This is a genomic window from Ramlibacter ginsenosidimutans (assembly GCF_016654015.1).
Lineage (GTDB): Bacteria > Pseudomonadota > Gammaproteobacteria > Burkholderiales > Burkholderiaceae_C > Ramlibacter > Ramlibacter ginsenosidimutans.
The window spans coordinates 456,295-470,350 of record NZ_JAEPWM010000002.1 but is presented as its reverse complement, the minus strand read 5'-3'; the positions used below and the strand labels follow the sequence as shown (position 1 = coordinate 470,350).

General features: G+C 69.3%; 14 protein-coding genes. 8 read left to right on the top strand and 6 right to left on the bottom strand.

The window, feature by feature from the left end:
• Position 1 precedes the first annotated feature (1 nt).
• Positions 2 to 1,468, bottom strand: a complete 1,467-nt coding sequence (gene gatA / locus JJB11_RS08250) for an Asp-tRNA(Asn)/Glu-tRNA(Gln) amidotransferase subunit GatA (protein WP_340643139.1) — start codon at positions 1,466 to 1,468, stop codon at positions 2 to 4.
• The gene (gene gatC, locus JJB11_RS08245; protein ID WP_201169139.1) at positions 1,465 to 1,764 is read right to left on the bottom strand and encodes an Asp-tRNA(Asn)/Glu-tRNA(Gln) amidotransferase subunit GatC; all 300 of its coding nucleotides are present in this window, start codon (positions 1,762 to 1,764) and stop codon (positions 1,465 to 1,467) included. The genes gatA and gatC overlap by 4 nt, the downstream gene beginning before the upstream one ends.
• A 171-nt stretch (positions 1,765 to 1,935) precedes the next feature.
• Here gatC and JJB11_RS08240 point away from each other — a divergent pair, with 171 nt between their 5' ends.
• From JJB11_RS08240 to mrdA, 4 genes are all read left to right on the top strand, one after another.
• On the top strand, positions 1,936 to 2,979 hold the full coding sequence (locus JJB11_RS08240; protein WP_187076857.1) for a rod shape-determining protein: 1,044 nt from the start codon (positions 1,936 to 1,938) through the stop codon (positions 2,977 to 2,979).
• A 108-nt stretch (positions 2,980 to 3,087) separates the two neighbouring features.
• Complete coding sequence (gene mreC, locus JJB11_RS08235; RefSeq protein ID WP_201168259.1) at positions 3,088 to 4,014, top strand: rod shape-determining protein MreC; 927 nt, start codon at positions 3,088 to 3,090, stop codon at positions 4,012 to 4,014.
• Between the two features lie 13 nt (positions 4,015 to 4,027).
• On the top strand, positions 4,028 to 4,546 hold the full coding sequence (gene mreD, locus JJB11_RS08230) for a rod shape-determining protein MreD (RefSeq protein WP_201168257.1): 519 nt from the start codon (positions 4,028 to 4,030) through the stop codon (positions 4,544 to 4,546).
• A gap of 139 nt (positions 4,547 to 4,685) precedes the next feature.
• Positions 4,686 to 6,896 carry a penicillin-binding protein 2 gene (gene mrdA, locus JJB11_RS08225; RefSeq protein WP_201168254.1) on the top strand — a complete coding sequence of 737 codons (2,211 nt, stop codon included), beginning with the start codon at positions 4,686 to 4,688 and terminating at the stop codon, positions 6,894 to 6,896.
• Between the two features lie 13 nt (positions 6,897 to 6,909).
• On the opposite strand, the gene JJB11_RS08220 is transcribed toward mrdA, so the two are convergent.
• From JJB11_RS08220 to JJB11_RS08210, 3 genes are read right to left on the bottom strand one after another with little or no spacing between them, the layout of a single operon-like run.
• Positions 6,910 to 7,974 carry a YheT family hydrolase gene (locus JJB11_RS08220; RefSeq protein ID WP_201964701.1) on the bottom strand — a complete coding sequence of 355 codons (1,065 nt, stop codon included), beginning with the start codon at positions 7,972 to 7,974 and terminating at the stop codon, positions 6,910 to 6,912.
• Entirely contained in the window at positions 7,952 to 8,404 is a 453-nt protein-coding gene (locus JJB11_RS08215) for a YybH family protein (protein ID WP_201168251.1), read from the bottom strand. The genes JJB11_RS08220 and JJB11_RS08215 overlap by 23 nt, the downstream gene beginning before the upstream one ends.
• A 30-nt stretch (positions 8,405 to 8,434) precedes the next feature.
• A complete protein-coding gene (locus tag JJB11_RS08210; protein ID WP_201168249.1) occupies positions 8,435 to 9,178 on the bottom strand; it encodes a Rossmann-fold NAD(P)-binding domain-containing protein in 744 nt (247 codons plus the stop codon).
• A gap of 50 nt (positions 9,179 to 9,228) precedes the next feature.
• On the opposite strand from JJB11_RS08210, the gene JJB11_RS08205 reads away from it, so the two are divergent.
• The 4 genes from JJB11_RS08205 (at position 9,229) to JJB11_RS08190 (ending at position 12,798) form a co-directional block, all read left to right on the top strand.
• The gene (locus tag JJB11_RS08205) at positions 9,229 to 9,846 is read left to right on the top strand and encodes a LemA family protein (RefSeq protein WP_201168247.1); all 618 of its coding nucleotides are present in this window, start codon (positions 9,229 to 9,231) and stop codon (positions 9,844 to 9,846) included.
• A gap of 32 nt (positions 9,847 to 9,878) precedes the next feature.
• A complete protein-coding gene (locus tag JJB11_RS08200) occupies positions 9,879 to 10,817 on the top strand; it encodes a TPM domain-containing protein (protein ID WP_201168245.1) in 939 nt (312 codons plus the stop codon).
• Positions 10,817 to 11,326 (top strand): TPM domain-containing protein, encoded by a 510-nt coding sequence (locus tag JJB11_RS08195; protein WP_201168243.1) that lies wholly within the window; start codon positions 10,817 to 10,819, stop codon positions 11,324 to 11,326. The genes JJB11_RS08200 and JJB11_RS08195 overlap by 1 nt, the downstream gene beginning before the upstream one ends.
• A gap of 83 nt (positions 11,327 to 11,409) precedes the next feature.
• Positions 11,410 to 12,798 carry an MATE family efflux transporter gene (locus JJB11_RS08190; RefSeq protein WP_201168228.1) on the top strand — a complete coding sequence of 463 codons (1,389 nt, stop codon included), beginning with the start codon at positions 11,410 to 11,412 and terminating at the stop codon, positions 12,796 to 12,798.
• A 68-nt stretch (positions 12,799 to 12,866) separates the two neighbouring features.
• On the opposite strand, the gene JJB11_RS08185 is transcribed toward JJB11_RS08190, so the two are convergent.
• Complete coding sequence (locus JJB11_RS08185; RefSeq protein ID WP_201168226.1) at positions 12,867 to 13,964, bottom strand: ABC transporter substrate-binding protein; 1,098 nt, start codon at positions 13,962 to 13,964, stop codon at positions 12,867 to 12,869.
• Positions 13,965 to 14,056: the final 92 nt, after the last annotated feature.

Sequence of the window (14,056 nt, the reverse complement as noted above, 5' to 3'; positions counted from 1 at the left end):
GTCAGAAGCCCTCCGGCTTGCAGAGGTGGAAATCGGTCGCCTGCTGGAAGCCGTGCGCGGCGTTCAGCAGCCTGCCTTCCTGGAAATAGTTGCCGATCAACTGCAGCCCGACCGGCATGCCGCCCTCGCCGAAGCCGACGGGGATGCTCATGCCGGGCAGTCCCGCCAGCGAGCCGGGCAGCGTGAAGATGTCGGCCAGGTAGTCCGCGAGCGGGTCGCCGCCGTGGCCCCCTAGCTTCCAGGCGACGCTCGGAGCGACCGGTCCCGCGATCACGTCGCACTGCTGGAATGCGCGCTGGAAATCGTCGGCGATCATGCGACGCACCTTCTGCGCCTGCAGGTAGTACGCGTCGTAGTACCCGTGCGAGAGCACGTAGGTGCCGATCATGATGCGCGCCTTGACCTCCTCGCCGAAGCCTTCCGCGCGGGTCTTGCGGTACATGTCCAGCAGGTCGCCGTACTTCTTCGCGCGGTACCCGAACTTCACGCCATCGAAGCGCGAGAGGTTGGAGCTGGCTTCCGCCGGCGCGATGATGTAGTACACGGGGATGGCGAGCTCGGTGCGCGGCAGCGAGATCTCCACACGCCGCGCGCCCAGCTTCTCGTATTCGCGCAAGGCGCCCTCGATCGCCGCTCGGACGTCCGCGGCGACGCCTTCGGCGAAGAATTCCTTCGGCACGCCGATGCGCAGGCCCTCCATGGAGCCGCCGAGCGCGCGGGTAAAGTCTTCCGCCGGGAGGTCCAGCGAAGTCGAGTCGCAATCGGGGTCCGGCCCGCACATCGCGGACAGCAGCAAGGCGCAATCCTCGGCGCTGCGCGCCATCGGGCCCGCCTGGTCCAGCGAGGACGCGTACGCGATCATGCCGTAGCGCGAGGCGCGGCCATAGGTGGGCTTGATCCCCGTGATGCCACAGAAGGACGCGGGCTGGCGGATCGAGCCGCCGGTGTCGGTGCCCGTGGCGGCCGGAGCCAGCCGGGCCGCCACCGCTGCGGCGCTGCCCCCGGAGGACCCGCCGGGGATGCGGCTCGGGTCCCACGGATTCTTCACCGGGCCGTAGGCGGAGTTCTCGTTCGACGAGCCCATCGCGAACTCGTCGCAATTGAGCTTGCCGAGGGTCACGGCGCCGGCCTCGGCCAGCTTGCGCACGACGGTGGCGTCGAAGGGCGAGCGGTAGTCCTGCAGCATCTTCGAGCCCGCGGTGCTGGGAAAGTCGCGCGTGACGAAGATGTCCTTGTGTGCGACGGGCACCCCCAGCAGCGGCGCGCGGTCGCCCGAGGCGATGCGCGCGTCCGCGGCCCGGGCCTGCGCCAGGGTCGCCTCTTCGTCCAGGGCGAGGAAGGCGCCAAGTGTTGCGTGCTGCCGCGAGCGTGCAAGGAAATGTTGCGCCGCTTCGCTCGCGGAGACCTGCCTGCCCTGCAGCTTCTTCGCGAGCTCCGCGACGGAGAGATCGTGCAGGTCGGCGCTCACTCGATCACCTTCGGGACCAGGAACAGTCCGAGTTCCACCGCGGGGGCGCTGCGCTGGTTCGCTTCGCGGTCAATGTCCCTGCTGGCGACGTCCTCGCGCAGGCGCAGCGCGACATCCTGCACGGCGGCCACGGGGTGGGTCAGGGGCTCGACGCCGGCGGTATCGACGGCACGCATCTTCTCCACGATCTCGAAGAAGGCGTTGATCTGGGCGAGCATCCGCTCGCTCTCCTGCGGCTGGAGTTCCAGGCGCGCCAGGTGGGCGATCCGGGCGATGTCTTGCGTGTTGAGGGACATGGTGAAATAAGTCATTGCGCCCAAGCCACAGGCGGGCCGCGGGGGCCTCGCTCACAGGGGGGACGGCACAGGGGATGGGGTATTATCCCGCCTTCGGCGAGCGGAGCTCCGCCCGTGTGCAGCGGCCGCGCAAAGCGGCCGCTTTCGCAGAAGAAACGAGGATTTCCCCAAATGTTCGGAGCCTTCCGACGCTATCTCTCCACCGACCTGGCCATCGACCTCGGCACGGCCAACACCCTGATCTTCGTGCGCGACAAGGGCATCGTGCTCGATGAGCCGTCGGTGGTGGCGATCCGCCACGAAGGGGGACCGCAGGGAAAGAAGACGATCCAGGCGGTCGGCCACGAAGCCAAGGCCATGCTGGGCAAGGTGCCGGGCAACATCGAGGCCATCCGCCCGATGAAGGACGGGGTGATCGCGGACTTCACGGTCACCGAGCAGATGCTCAAGCAGTTCATCAAGATGGTCCACCCGCGGTCCGTCCTGAAGCCCAGCCCGCGCATCATCATCTGCGTGCCCTGCGGCTCGACCCAGGTCGAGCGCCGGGCCATCCGCGAATCGGCACTGGGCGCCGGCGCGAGCGAGGTGTACCTGATCGAGGAACCGATGGCCGCCGCGATCGGCGCGGGCCTGCCGGTGTCCGAAGCTTCCGGCTCCATGGTCGTCGACATCGGCGGCGGCACCACCGAGGTCGGCGTGATCTCCCTGGGCGGCATGGTCTACAAGGGCTCGGTGCGCGTCGGCGGCGACAAGTTCGACGAGGCGATCATCAGCTACATCCGCCGCAACTACGGCATGCTGATCGGCGAGCCCACCGCCGAAGGCATCAAGAAGCAGATCGGCTCCGCCTTCCCCGGCAGCGAGGTGAAGGAAATGGAAGTGAAGGGCCGCAACCTCTCCGAGGGCGTGCCGCGCAGCTTCACGATCAGCTCCAACGAAATCCTGGAAGCGCTGACCGATCCCCTGAACAACATCGTGTCCGCCGTCAAGAACGCGCTGGAACAGACCCCGCCGGAACTCGGCGCCGACATCGCCGAGCGCGGGATGATGCTCACCGGCGGCGGCGCGCTGCTGCGCGACCTGGACCGCCTGCTGGCGGAGGAAACCGGCCTGCCCGTGCTGGTGGCCGAAGATCCCCTGACCTGCGTCGTGCGTGGCTGCGGCATCGCGCTGGAACGCATGGAACGGCTGGGTTCGATCTTCACGTCCGAATGACGAAGGGCTCGCGCCGTCTGCGGCGCGGGATGACACTCCTGCGACGGCAGGGATGACAATATGGCGATCCTTCCGGTTCGTCGTTGAAGCGAAGCGAAGTCATTCGTCATGCCCTTAGGCACCCTCGACCGTACCCCACCGCCATTCTTCAAGCAGGGCCCGTCCGCCCTCTCCAAGCTGATGGTGTGCAGCGCGCTGGCGCTGTTCCTCATGGTGGCGGACGCGCGCTTCCGCATCACGCAGCCGATCCGCGCCGCCGTCGCCACCGTGCTCTTCCCCGTGCAATGGCTCGCGATGCGGCCGGTGCTGGTGGTGCGCACCGTGCAGGACTACTTCGTGTCCCTCAACACCGCCCTGAACAACGAGGAGCAGGCCCGGCGCAAGCTGATCCTGCAGTCGCAGCGCGCGGGCCAGGTCGAACAGCTGCTGAACGAGAACACGCAGTTGCGCAAGCTGCTGGGACTGCGCGAGCGCCTGAACACCCCGTCCACGGCCGCCGAGGTGCTGTACGACGCGGCCGACCCGTACTCGCGCAAGGTGATCATCGACAAGGGGCTCGCCCAAGGCATCAGCGCCGGCTCGCCGGTGATCGACGAGTCGGGCGTGCTGGGCCAGGTGACCCGCGTGCATCCGCTGATCAGCGAAGTCACCCTCGTCACCGACAGTGACCAGGCGATCCCGGTGCTCAATACGCGCACCGGCGCCCGCGGCATCGTGTACGGCGATGCGGGCCGCTTCGGCAGCGGCGGGCTGGAGCTGCGCTACATGGCCGCCAACGCCGACGTCCAGCCCGGGGACCTGCTCACCACCAGCGGCATCGATGGCGTCTACCCCCCGGGGATCCCGGTCGCGAAGGTCAGCAAGGTGGACCGCCGTCCGGACTCGGCTTTCGCCCGCATCGTGTGCGTGCCCCAGTCGCAGGTGGCCGGCGTGCGCCACGTGATGGTGCTGAAGTCGCTGCTGAACCAGATCCCGCCGCGGCCGGCGCCGGACGACGCCGTGCCCCCGCAGAAGCGGGCCGCCGGCCGCAAGTGAGGAGCGCCTGCCCATGATCATGCGCCCCGGGCAGCCCCTGCTGCTCCCCGCCAATCCGCTGTTCATCTGGTTCTCGCTGATCGTGGCGCTGATGTTCGACATGCTGCCGCTCGGGCGGCTGGCGTGGATGCCCGACCTGCTGGCCGTCGTGCTGGTGTTCTGGAGCGTGCACCAGCCGCTGCGCATCGGCGTGGTGGTCGCCTTCCTGTTCGGGCTGGCGGTGGACGTGCACCAGACCTCGCTGCTGGGGCAGCATGCGCTGGCCTACACCACCCTGACCTACTTCGCGATCACCATCCACCGCCGCCTGCTGTGGTTCACGGTGCCCTCGCAGGCCGTGCAGGTGCTGCCGCTGTTCGCCGCCGCCCACGCCATCGAACTGGCCATCCGCATGCTGGCCGGCGGCGCCTTCCCCGGTTTCCTGTTCCTGCTCGCGCCCGTGCTGGAAGCCTTGCTCTGGCCGGTGGTGAGCGTGCTGCTGCTGATCCCGCAGCGCAGGGCACCGGATCCCGACGAAAATAGGCCGTTGTAGCGGCGCAGTCGCTACAACGGAAGGGATCAGGGGCCAGGTGCTAGGGATCAGGGAACCATCCACGAATGCCCACGCCCTAACCGCTGCCCCCTCATCCCTAGCCCGTAGCCCCTAGCCCCTAGCCCCTTCCCCGAGCCCCGTGACCGAACTCCGCAACGTCGAAGCCGACCTCTCCCGCTTTCGCGGGCGCGTGCTGGCCGCCAGCGTGGCGGTGCTGGTGTGCTTCGTCCTGCTGATCTCGCGGCTGGTCTACCTGCAGATCGTGCGGCACCAGGACCTCGACGAGCAGGCGGAGGCGAACCGCACCGCCATCGTCCCCATCGTGCCGAACCGCGGCCTGATCGTGGACCGCAACGGCATCGTGCTGGCCACCAACTATTCCGCCTACACGCTGGAGATCACGCCCGCGAGCCTGAACGCGCCGCTGGAGACGGTGATCGACGACCTGGCGAAGGTCATCGAGATCCAGCCGCGGGACCGCCGCCGCTTCAAGAAGCTGCTGGAGGAAAGCAAGTCGATCGACTCGCTGCCGATCCGCACCAAGCTCACCGACGAAGAGGTGGCGCGCTTCACCGTGCAGCGCTTCCGCTTCCCCGGCGTGGAGATCAAGGCGCGCCTGTTCCGCAACTATCCCTGGGGCGAGCTGGCGAGCCACGCCATCGGCTACATCGGCCGCATCAATACGACCGAGAAGAAACAGATGGAGGACTGGCCGGAAGACGAGCAGTCCAACTACCGCGGCACCGAATACATCGGCAAGCTGGGCGTCGAACAGAGCTACGAGCAGCAGCTGCATGGCATCACCGGCGTCGAGCAGGTCGAGACCTCCGCCGGCGGCCGCGCGGTCCGCAAGCTGGCGTCGACGCCCGCGACGCCGGGCAACACGGTGAAGCTGTCCATCGACATCAAGCTGCAGAAGATGGTCGAGGACCTGTACGGCGACCGGCGCGGCGCCATGGTGGCCATCGCGCCCAAGACCGGCGAAGTGCTGGCCTTCGTGAGCAAGCCGACCTTCGACCCCAACCTGTTCGTGGACGGCATCGACCAGGAAAACTGGCAGGCGCTGAACGAGTCCATCGACAAGCCGCTGCTCAATCGCGCGCTGCGCGGCACCTACCCGCCCGGCTCCACCTACAAGCCCTACATGGCGCTCGCGGCGCTGGAGACCGGCAAGCGCACGCCGCAGCAGGCCATCAACGACCCGGGCTACTTCTGGTTCGGCAACCACAAGTTCCGGGACGACAAGGAGGGCGGCCACGGCGTGATCGACATGTACCGCTCGATCGTGCTGTCCTGCGACACCTACTACTACATGCTGGCCAACGACCTGGGCGTGGACACGATCCACGAGTACATGTCGCACTTCGGCTTCGGCGAGCTGACGGGCATCGACATCCAGGGCGAGTCGCGGGGGCTGCTGCCCTCCACCGAGTGGAAGCGCAAGGCCTACAAGCGCGCCGAGCAGCAGAAGTGGTACGCGGGCGAGACCATCTCGCTGGGCATCGGCCAGGGCTACAACAGCTTCACCATCCTGCAGCTCGCCAGCGCGCTCAGCACGCTGGTGAACAGCGGCGTGCGCATGAAGCCGCACCTGGTCAAGGAAGTGGTGGACGTCACGTCGAAGGAAGTGAAGCCGGTCCCGCCGCAGGAGGTGAGCAAGCTCGCCGTGAAGCCCGAGAACATCGCGACGGTGCTGCACGCGATGGTGGGCGTGAACATCGAAGGCACGTCCGCCGCGGCCTTCAAGGGCGCGGCCTACACCAGCGGCGGCAAGACCGGCACGGCGCAGGTGGTCACCATCGCGCAGAACGCCAAGTACAACGCCTCGCAGGTGGACGAGCGCCATCGCGACCACGCGCTGTTCATCGCCTACGCGCCCGCCGACGATCCCAAGATCGCGGTGGCGATGATCGTGGAGAACGGCGGCTTCGGCGCCTCGGCCGCCGCGCCGATCGCACGGCGCGTGTTCGACTTCGAGCTGCTGGGCCAGTACCCGAGCGCCGAGGACATGGACGCGGTGCGGCAGGCCAAGGCCACGACGCCGATCGGCACGCCGCGCGGCATCGACGCGTCCTGGCCGCCGGCCGCCGGCAACGCGCCGGGCACGGCGCCCGCTCCCATGGGCGCAGCGTCCATGGCGCTGGCGCCTGTGCCGCCGTCGCAGGCCATCGCGGCGGCGTTCTCGCCGGTCGCCCAAGCCACGACCGGCACGCCCACGGCCGGCACGACCTGGGTTCCGCGCTGGCGGCCGGAGCCGGCCGCGGCACCGCTGGCGCCACCCGCAGCTCCGGCGAAGAAGGCCGGCACCGCGCCGGCCAACGGCTACAAGCCCGTCTCGGTGCGGCGCTAGGAGCCTGCGCGCATCAGAGCGCAGCCGGCACCGTCATCGGGTGCTCCGGCCATTGCTCGGGCACTTCGGTGGCAATGCCCGCCGCCCGCAGCAGCCACGCAGTCACCGCCTCCGGCATCGCCAGCACATGGCCCGGCGGCGCGCCGGCCGGGAATCCCACGTGGCCGCCATGCAGCGGCTGCCACAGCGTGGTGGACGCCGACACGTCTTCGGGCCGCGGCAGGCTGCTCGCCGGCACGAAGGGATCGTTCAGCGCATTGAGCGCCAGCGCCGGGATGCGCACCCGCGGCAGGTGCGGCTTGGCCGAGGCGCGCGACCAGTAGTCCTCGGTGCTGGTGAACCCGTGCACCGGCGCGGTGAAGATGTTGTCGAACTCGTAGAGGTCGCGCGCGCGCAGCAGCGCCTCGCGATCGAACAGCCCCGGGTGCTGCGCCCATTTGGCGAGCGCCTTGGGCTTCATGGTGCGCAGGAACATGGTGGTGTAGACCATGCGGTTGAAGCCGCGGCCGATGTGGTGCCCGCCGGCCGCCAGGTCCAGCGGCGAGCACACCGCCGCCACGGCCGCGGCCACGCGGCCGGCGTCCTCGCCGTTCTCCGCCGCCCAGCGCAGCAGGGCATTGCCGCCCAGGGACACGCCGACTCCGAGCACCGGGCCCTCGTGGCGGGCGCGCAGTCCGCGCAGGATGAAGTCGATCTCCTCGTGGTCGCCCGAGTGGTAGGCGCGCGGCGCGAGGTTCATCTCGCCGCTGCAGCCGCGGAAGTGCGGCACCACGAAGCTCAGCTTGCCGCGCCAGGCGACGTCGGCGAAGGCTTCGGAGTAGTGGCTGCGCGACGAGCCTTCGAGTCCGTGGAACAGCACGACCATGGGCCGGCGCGGCGAGACCTCGCGATCGAGGAAGTCCAGGTCCACGAAGTCGCCGTCGGGCGTGGCCCAGCGCTCGCGCCGGTAGGGCGGGACCGGGCCGCGCGTGCGGCGCGCGACCAGTGCGGGCCAGATGGTCTGGAGATTGCCCCCGGGCAGCCACCAGGGCGCCCGGTAGTTGCGCATGAATTCGCTAGTGGAGGACCGAGGGCGCATCCGAGACTTCCTGGATCTCGCTCGTGGTGCCGGGGCTGGCGTGGTGGGCGACCAGGCGCCAGCCCTGCGCCGTGCGGTGGTACACGTTGGTGGCGATCACCCAGGCCACCGTGGCGCCCGCCGGCGCCAGCACCTCGACGCGTTCGAGCACGTTGTGCACGCTGCTGCCGACGGCGACGATCTTGCGGGCCCGCTCGGGCCAGGCGCGCACCGTGCCGCCGTCGGCGAACATGGATTCGAAGGTGGCGCGGATCGCGGTGGCGCCGACCACGCGCGGGCCGCCGGGATGGATGCAGATGATCTCGTCCTCGTCGGCCCAGCAGGCCATGAGGCGGTCGATGTCCCCGCGTTGGAGGGCATCGTAGAAAGCCGCTTCGATGTCGTCGGCGTCGCCTTCGAGGTTGGCGGCCTGGAGTTTGGACTTGCGCATGGGACCGGCAACCATTGTGCCCCAGCGTTTTCAGCCCAGCCAGCGCCGGGCCACCGTGATCACGTCCTGTTGCGCCGCTTGCCACACCAGCTCCGGCGCGGCGACGTGGATGCCGGGCGGCGCGATGCGCAGGGCCGCGGACAGCAGCTCCGCCACCTTGGCCGCGCGCACCGGCTGCTCGCTGGAGGGCACCATGTACTTGAAGACCCCCAGCATCCAGTGCGCCAGCCGCGCCAGGGGATGCGCCTGGCGCACGTCCTGCGGCTTCTGCGCGGAGCGCAGGATCAGCAGGCGCTCGAAGCCCTGGGCCGCCACCGCCTGCTCGTCGAGGCTGGCGAGTCCTCGCTTCAACGCGTCGGGCAGGCGCCCGGGCGCATGCGGCAGCACGATGGCGAGCGTGCGCACGCCGCTGCGCCGCAGCCAGTGCGCGAGCGCGGGCAGCTGCGCGGGCGCCGGCGTCCACAGCGCGCGCTCGCGCTGGTAGAACATGCGCGGCGGATCGAACAGCACCACCGCGACGTCGGCGCGGGCCGGCGGCCAGTGCGCCGGGACGTCGTCAGCCACGAGCAAGGTGCGCACGCCGCGCAGGCCTTCGGTGATCGGCTCGCGCGCGAGCACCTGGGTGAGGGCAAAGCGGGACGAGCCCACCAGCCGCCGCAGCACTTCATTGCCCAGCACGCCGGTCGCCCCCGCGATCAGCAGCTGCGGCCCGGCGGCTGCACCAGCCGCAGGTCGAGTGGCCGCATGCATGACTTGAACCGGGTCCGGCCGCATCCACATATGCTACCGTCCCCCCACCTGCCGAGACGAAGCAAGGAACCGACATGAAGAAGTGGCTGCTGATCCTGGCCCTGCTCGCATCCCTCACGGGCTGCGGCTACAACGACTTCCAGCGGCTGGACGAACAGACCAAGTCCGCCTGGGCCGAAGTCCTGAACCAGTACCAGCGCCGTGCGGACCTGGTGCCCAACCTCGTCGCGACCGTGAAGGGCGAGGCCAACTTCGAACAGGACACGCTGACCAAGGTGATCGAGGCGCGGGCGAAAGCCACGTCCATCCAGGTCACGCCGGAGACGCTGAACGACCCGCAGGCCTTCCAGAAATTCCAGCAGGCCCAGGGCGAGCTCTCCAGCGCGCTGTCGCGGCTGCTGGCGGTGAGCGAGCGCTACCCCGACCTGAAGTCCAACCAGTCCTTCCGCGACCTGCGCGTGCAGCTGGAAGGCACCGAGAACCGCATCACCGTCGCGCGCAACCGCTACATCCAGGCCGTGCAGGAGTACAACGTGCTGGCGCGCAGCTTCCCGACCAACCTGACGGCGATGGTCTTCCACTACCAGCCCAAGCCGAACTTCACGGTGCAGAACGAGGCGGAGATCTCTGCGCCGCCCAAGGTGGACTTCAGCAAGCCCGCGGCACCGGCAGCGCCGGCAGCGTCGCGCTGAGTTGATCTCCTCCCGGCCGCGTTGACGAAGCGATGTTGAAGCGCCTCCTCTTCGCCGTCCTCGCGCTGCTCGCCTGCCTGGGCGCGGCGGCGCAAGGCGTGCTGCCCGTTCCGGAACTCACGGCCCGCGTGATCGACCAGACGAACACGCTCGATCCGATCCAGCGCAAGGGGCTGGAGGAGAAGCTCGCCAGCTTCGAGCAGAGCAAGGGCACGCAGATCGTGATCCTGATGGTGCCGACCACGCACCCGGAAGACATCGCCAGCTACGCGAACCGCGTCGCCAACGCGTGGAAGATCGGCCGCAAGGACGTCGGCGACGGCATCGTGATCATCGTCGCGAAGGACGATCGCCAGGTGCGCATCGAGGTGGCGAAGACCCTCGAGGGCGCGGTGCCCGACCTCGCGGCCAAGCAGGTCATCGACGATGCGATCACACCGAAGTTCCGAGCGGGCGACTTCGCGGGCGGACTTCAGGCCGGCGTCGACCAGCTGATCGCGCGCATCAACGGCGAGCCGCTGCCCGCGCCCAAGCCGCAGACGTCGCAGCCGCACGGACGGCCCGACCAGGGCGTGAACTGGTTCAACATCGTCATCTTCCTGTTCTTCGCCGCGCCGATCGCCGCGCGCATCCTGGCCGGCATCTTCGGGCGCAAGCTGGGCGGAGTCGTGACGGCCGGCGGCGTGGGCTTCCTCACCCTGCTGTTCACGTCCAGCCTGGTCATGGCCGTCATCGCGGGCCTGTTCGGGCTGCTGCTCGCGTTCTTCACCGGCGGGGGCGGCGGTCCTTTCGGCGGCGGCCCCTTCGGCGGGCGGCGCAGCGGCTGGGGCGGGCCGGTGATCTTTCCGGGCGGCTTTGGCGGTGGACGCGGCGGCGGCGGCTGGGGCGGCGGTGGCGGTGGCGGTGGCGGCGGCTTCAGCTCCGGCGGCGGCGGCAATTTCGGCGGCGGCGGCGCCTCGGGGAACTGGTGATGGCCAGCCGCTGGTCCCGCATCTTCAAGCACCGCTGGCTGGACGAGGCCGACACGCGGCGCGCCCTGCCCGGCGAGTCACTGCGGCGCCTCGCCGAGCACGTGGCCGCGAGCGAGCGGCAGCACACGGGCGAGATCCGCATTTACGTCGAGGCCGGACTGCCCCTGGGCTACCTGTGGCGCGGCGCCAGTCCGCGCGAACGGGCGATCGCCATGTTCGGCAAACTGGGCACCTGGGACACCGAGCAGAACAACGGCGTGCTGATCTACCTGCTGCTGGCGGATCGCGCGATCGAAGTCGTGGCCGACCGCGGGCTGAGCCGCCACGTCCCGCCGGAGCAGTGGCGGCAGATCACGCGCAGCATGGCCGATGCGTTCGCCGCGGGCCGCTTCGAAGAGGGACTGGTGCAGGCGATCGACGCCGTCGGAGCGGAGCTCGTGCGCCACTTCCCCGCTGCGCCGGGCGCGGCGAACCCGAACGAACTGCCCGACGAGCCCGCGCTGGGCTGAGCCCCGCTGTAGGCGACGAGGAGCGCCCGGGCGCGGCCCGTGCCGCTGGACGCCGGGGGCCGGTCAGGCAAGATGTGGCGAGCATGGAACAGACCGCAACCCCGAACGCCGCCCTTTCGGCCCCCGCGATGCAGCGGCCGCTGTGGAAGACCTTCCTGTTCTTCCTCGGCCCCATGATCCTGGCGAACTTCCTGCAAGGGCTCTCCGGCACCCTGAACAACATCTTCGTGGGGCAGATGCTGGGCACGCGGGCCCTGGCCGCCGTCGCGGGCCTGTTCCCGCTGGTGTTCTTCTTCATCTCGCTGGTGATCGGCATCGGCGCCGGCGCGTCCGTGCTGATCGGACAGGCCTGGGGCGCGCGCGAACCGCACAAGGTGAAGGCCATCGCGGGCACCGCCATCGCGCTGGGCCTGGTGCTCGGTGCGCTTGTTGCGCTGTTCGGCGGCGTGTTCACCGGCCCGATGCTGCGGGCGCTCGGCACACCGGCCGACGTGATGCCGGCCGCGCTCGGGTATGCGCGCGTGATGATGCTTGCCATGCCGGGACTGCTGGTCTTCATCCTCTTCACGCAGTTGCTGCGCGGCGTCGGCGACACGGTCACGCCGCTGTGGGCGCTGGGGATTTCCACCGCGGTGTCGTGCGTGCTCACGCCGGCCTTCATCCGCGGCTGGGCCGGCCTGCCGCAACTGGGCGTGACCAGCGCGGCCGCCGCGTCGATCGCCTCGTTCGCCTGCGCGCTGCTGTTCCTCGTCTTCTACCTGCGCCACAAGCGCCACGCGCTCGCGCCCGATCGCGAGCTGCTGCAGTCGCTGCGCATCGATCCGCGGCTGCTCAAGCTGGTGGTGAAGATCGGCCTGCCCACCGGCGTGCAGATGATCGTGATCTCCGTGGCCGAGATCGCCCTGCTCTCCATGGTGAACGCGTACGGCTCCAGCGCGACGGCGGCCTATGGCGCCGTGAACCAGGTGGTGAACTACGTGCAGTTCCCGGCGCTGTCCATCGCGATCACGGCTTCGATCCTGGGCGCGCAGGCGATCGGCCGCGGCCACGCCGACCGGCTGCGCGCCATCACGCGCACCGGCCTGAAGATGAACCTCGTGATCACGGGCACCCTGGTGGTCCTGGGCTACCTGTTCTCGCGCCACATCATGGGCCTGTTCATCACCAGCGCTCCCGTGATCGAGCTGGCGCAGGGGCTGTTGCACATCATGTTGTGGAGCAGCCTGGTGTTCGGCTTCGCATCCGTGCTCAGCGGCGTGATGCGTGCGAGCGGCGCGGTGCTGGTGCCTACGGCCATCTCGATCTGCTGCATCGTCGCGATCGAAGTGCCCTCTGCCTGGGCCTTGAGCCACTGGCGCGGCCTGCAGGGCATCTGGATGGCCTATCCCATCACGTTCACGGCGATGCTGATCGGCCAGGCGCTGTACTACACGCTCGCGTGGAAGAAGCGCAAGATCGTGCGGATGGTCTGAGCGTGCTGCGCGAGTACGAAGCGCAGCTGTTTCCGGAAGTCACCTACGCGCGCTGGGACGCGCGCAGCTCACTCTCGGACTTCGCCGTTCGGCTTGAGCAGCGCCATGGCGACGTAGCTGCCGCCGTGGTGGAAGCCCGGCCTGAAGTCGACGACGTAGCCGCCCGCGTCGTAGCGGCCCAGCGTCGCGAGCGACCGGTGCAGCGACGCACGCGTGAGCTCCTTGCCCGAGCGCTTCATGCCCTCGACCAGCACCTTGGCGGCGATGCAGGACTCGACCGCCGTCACCGACATCGGCTCCTTGTAGCCGGCGGCGTTCCACGCATCGGTGCATTCACGGATCACGGCGACGCTTTGCGTGCGCGGCGTCGGCACGTCGATGGCGACGGAGACGCCGGAGGCGTCCGGTCCGAGCGCCTTGGCCAGCTGGCTCGCACCGGCGAACGACAGGCTGGTGATCATGGTCGCGCGATTCGCGGCCTTGAGCTTCTTGATCATCTGCGCCGCGGGCGCGTACAGCGTCGTCACGACCAGCACGTTGGGGTCGGAGGCGACGACGGCCTTGAAATTCGCATCGGTGACGTCGGCGTTCCGCTGGATGGCGACGGACACCGGCTGCCGGTTGAACTTCTTCAGCACGGCGGCCACCGTTTCGAAGTTCTGCCTGCCCACGGCGTCGTCGTAGTGCAGCACCGTGACCCGGGTCGAACCCAGGTTGCCCCAGAAATTGACGATCTTCTCGATCTCGTCCGCGTAGGTGGCGCGGATCGTGTAGACGTACTCGTTCTGCTTGCGGATGGTGTCGGCGCCGGTGAACGGCGCGAAGAACGGCACCTTGCCTTCCAGCACCGTCGGCATGGACGGGACGCTCAGGGTGGACGAGGCGTAGCCGAACAGCGCGACCACGTTCTGCTCGTTCACCAGCTTCTGCGTGTTCTCGGCCGCCACCTTTGCGTCGTTGCGGTCGTCCAGCGTCACCAGCTTGATGCGACCCTGCGGCAGCCCGCCCGCGTCGTTCACCTTCTTGAAGTACGCCAGCGCGCCGTTGCGGATGTCGTTCCCCAGTTCCGCGTTGCCGCCGGTGAGCGGGGCGGATTGCCCAACCAGGATGTCCTGGGCGAACACGGGCGCGGCGGCGAGCAGCAGGGAGCAGGCAAGAAGGCGCATGAAGGGGGTTCTCTCCAACTACGAGCGGCCTGGGGCCGTCCGGGTGAAGGTTACGCCAGCTGGGCCATCGCCGCCACCGGTCCGGCCCGCAG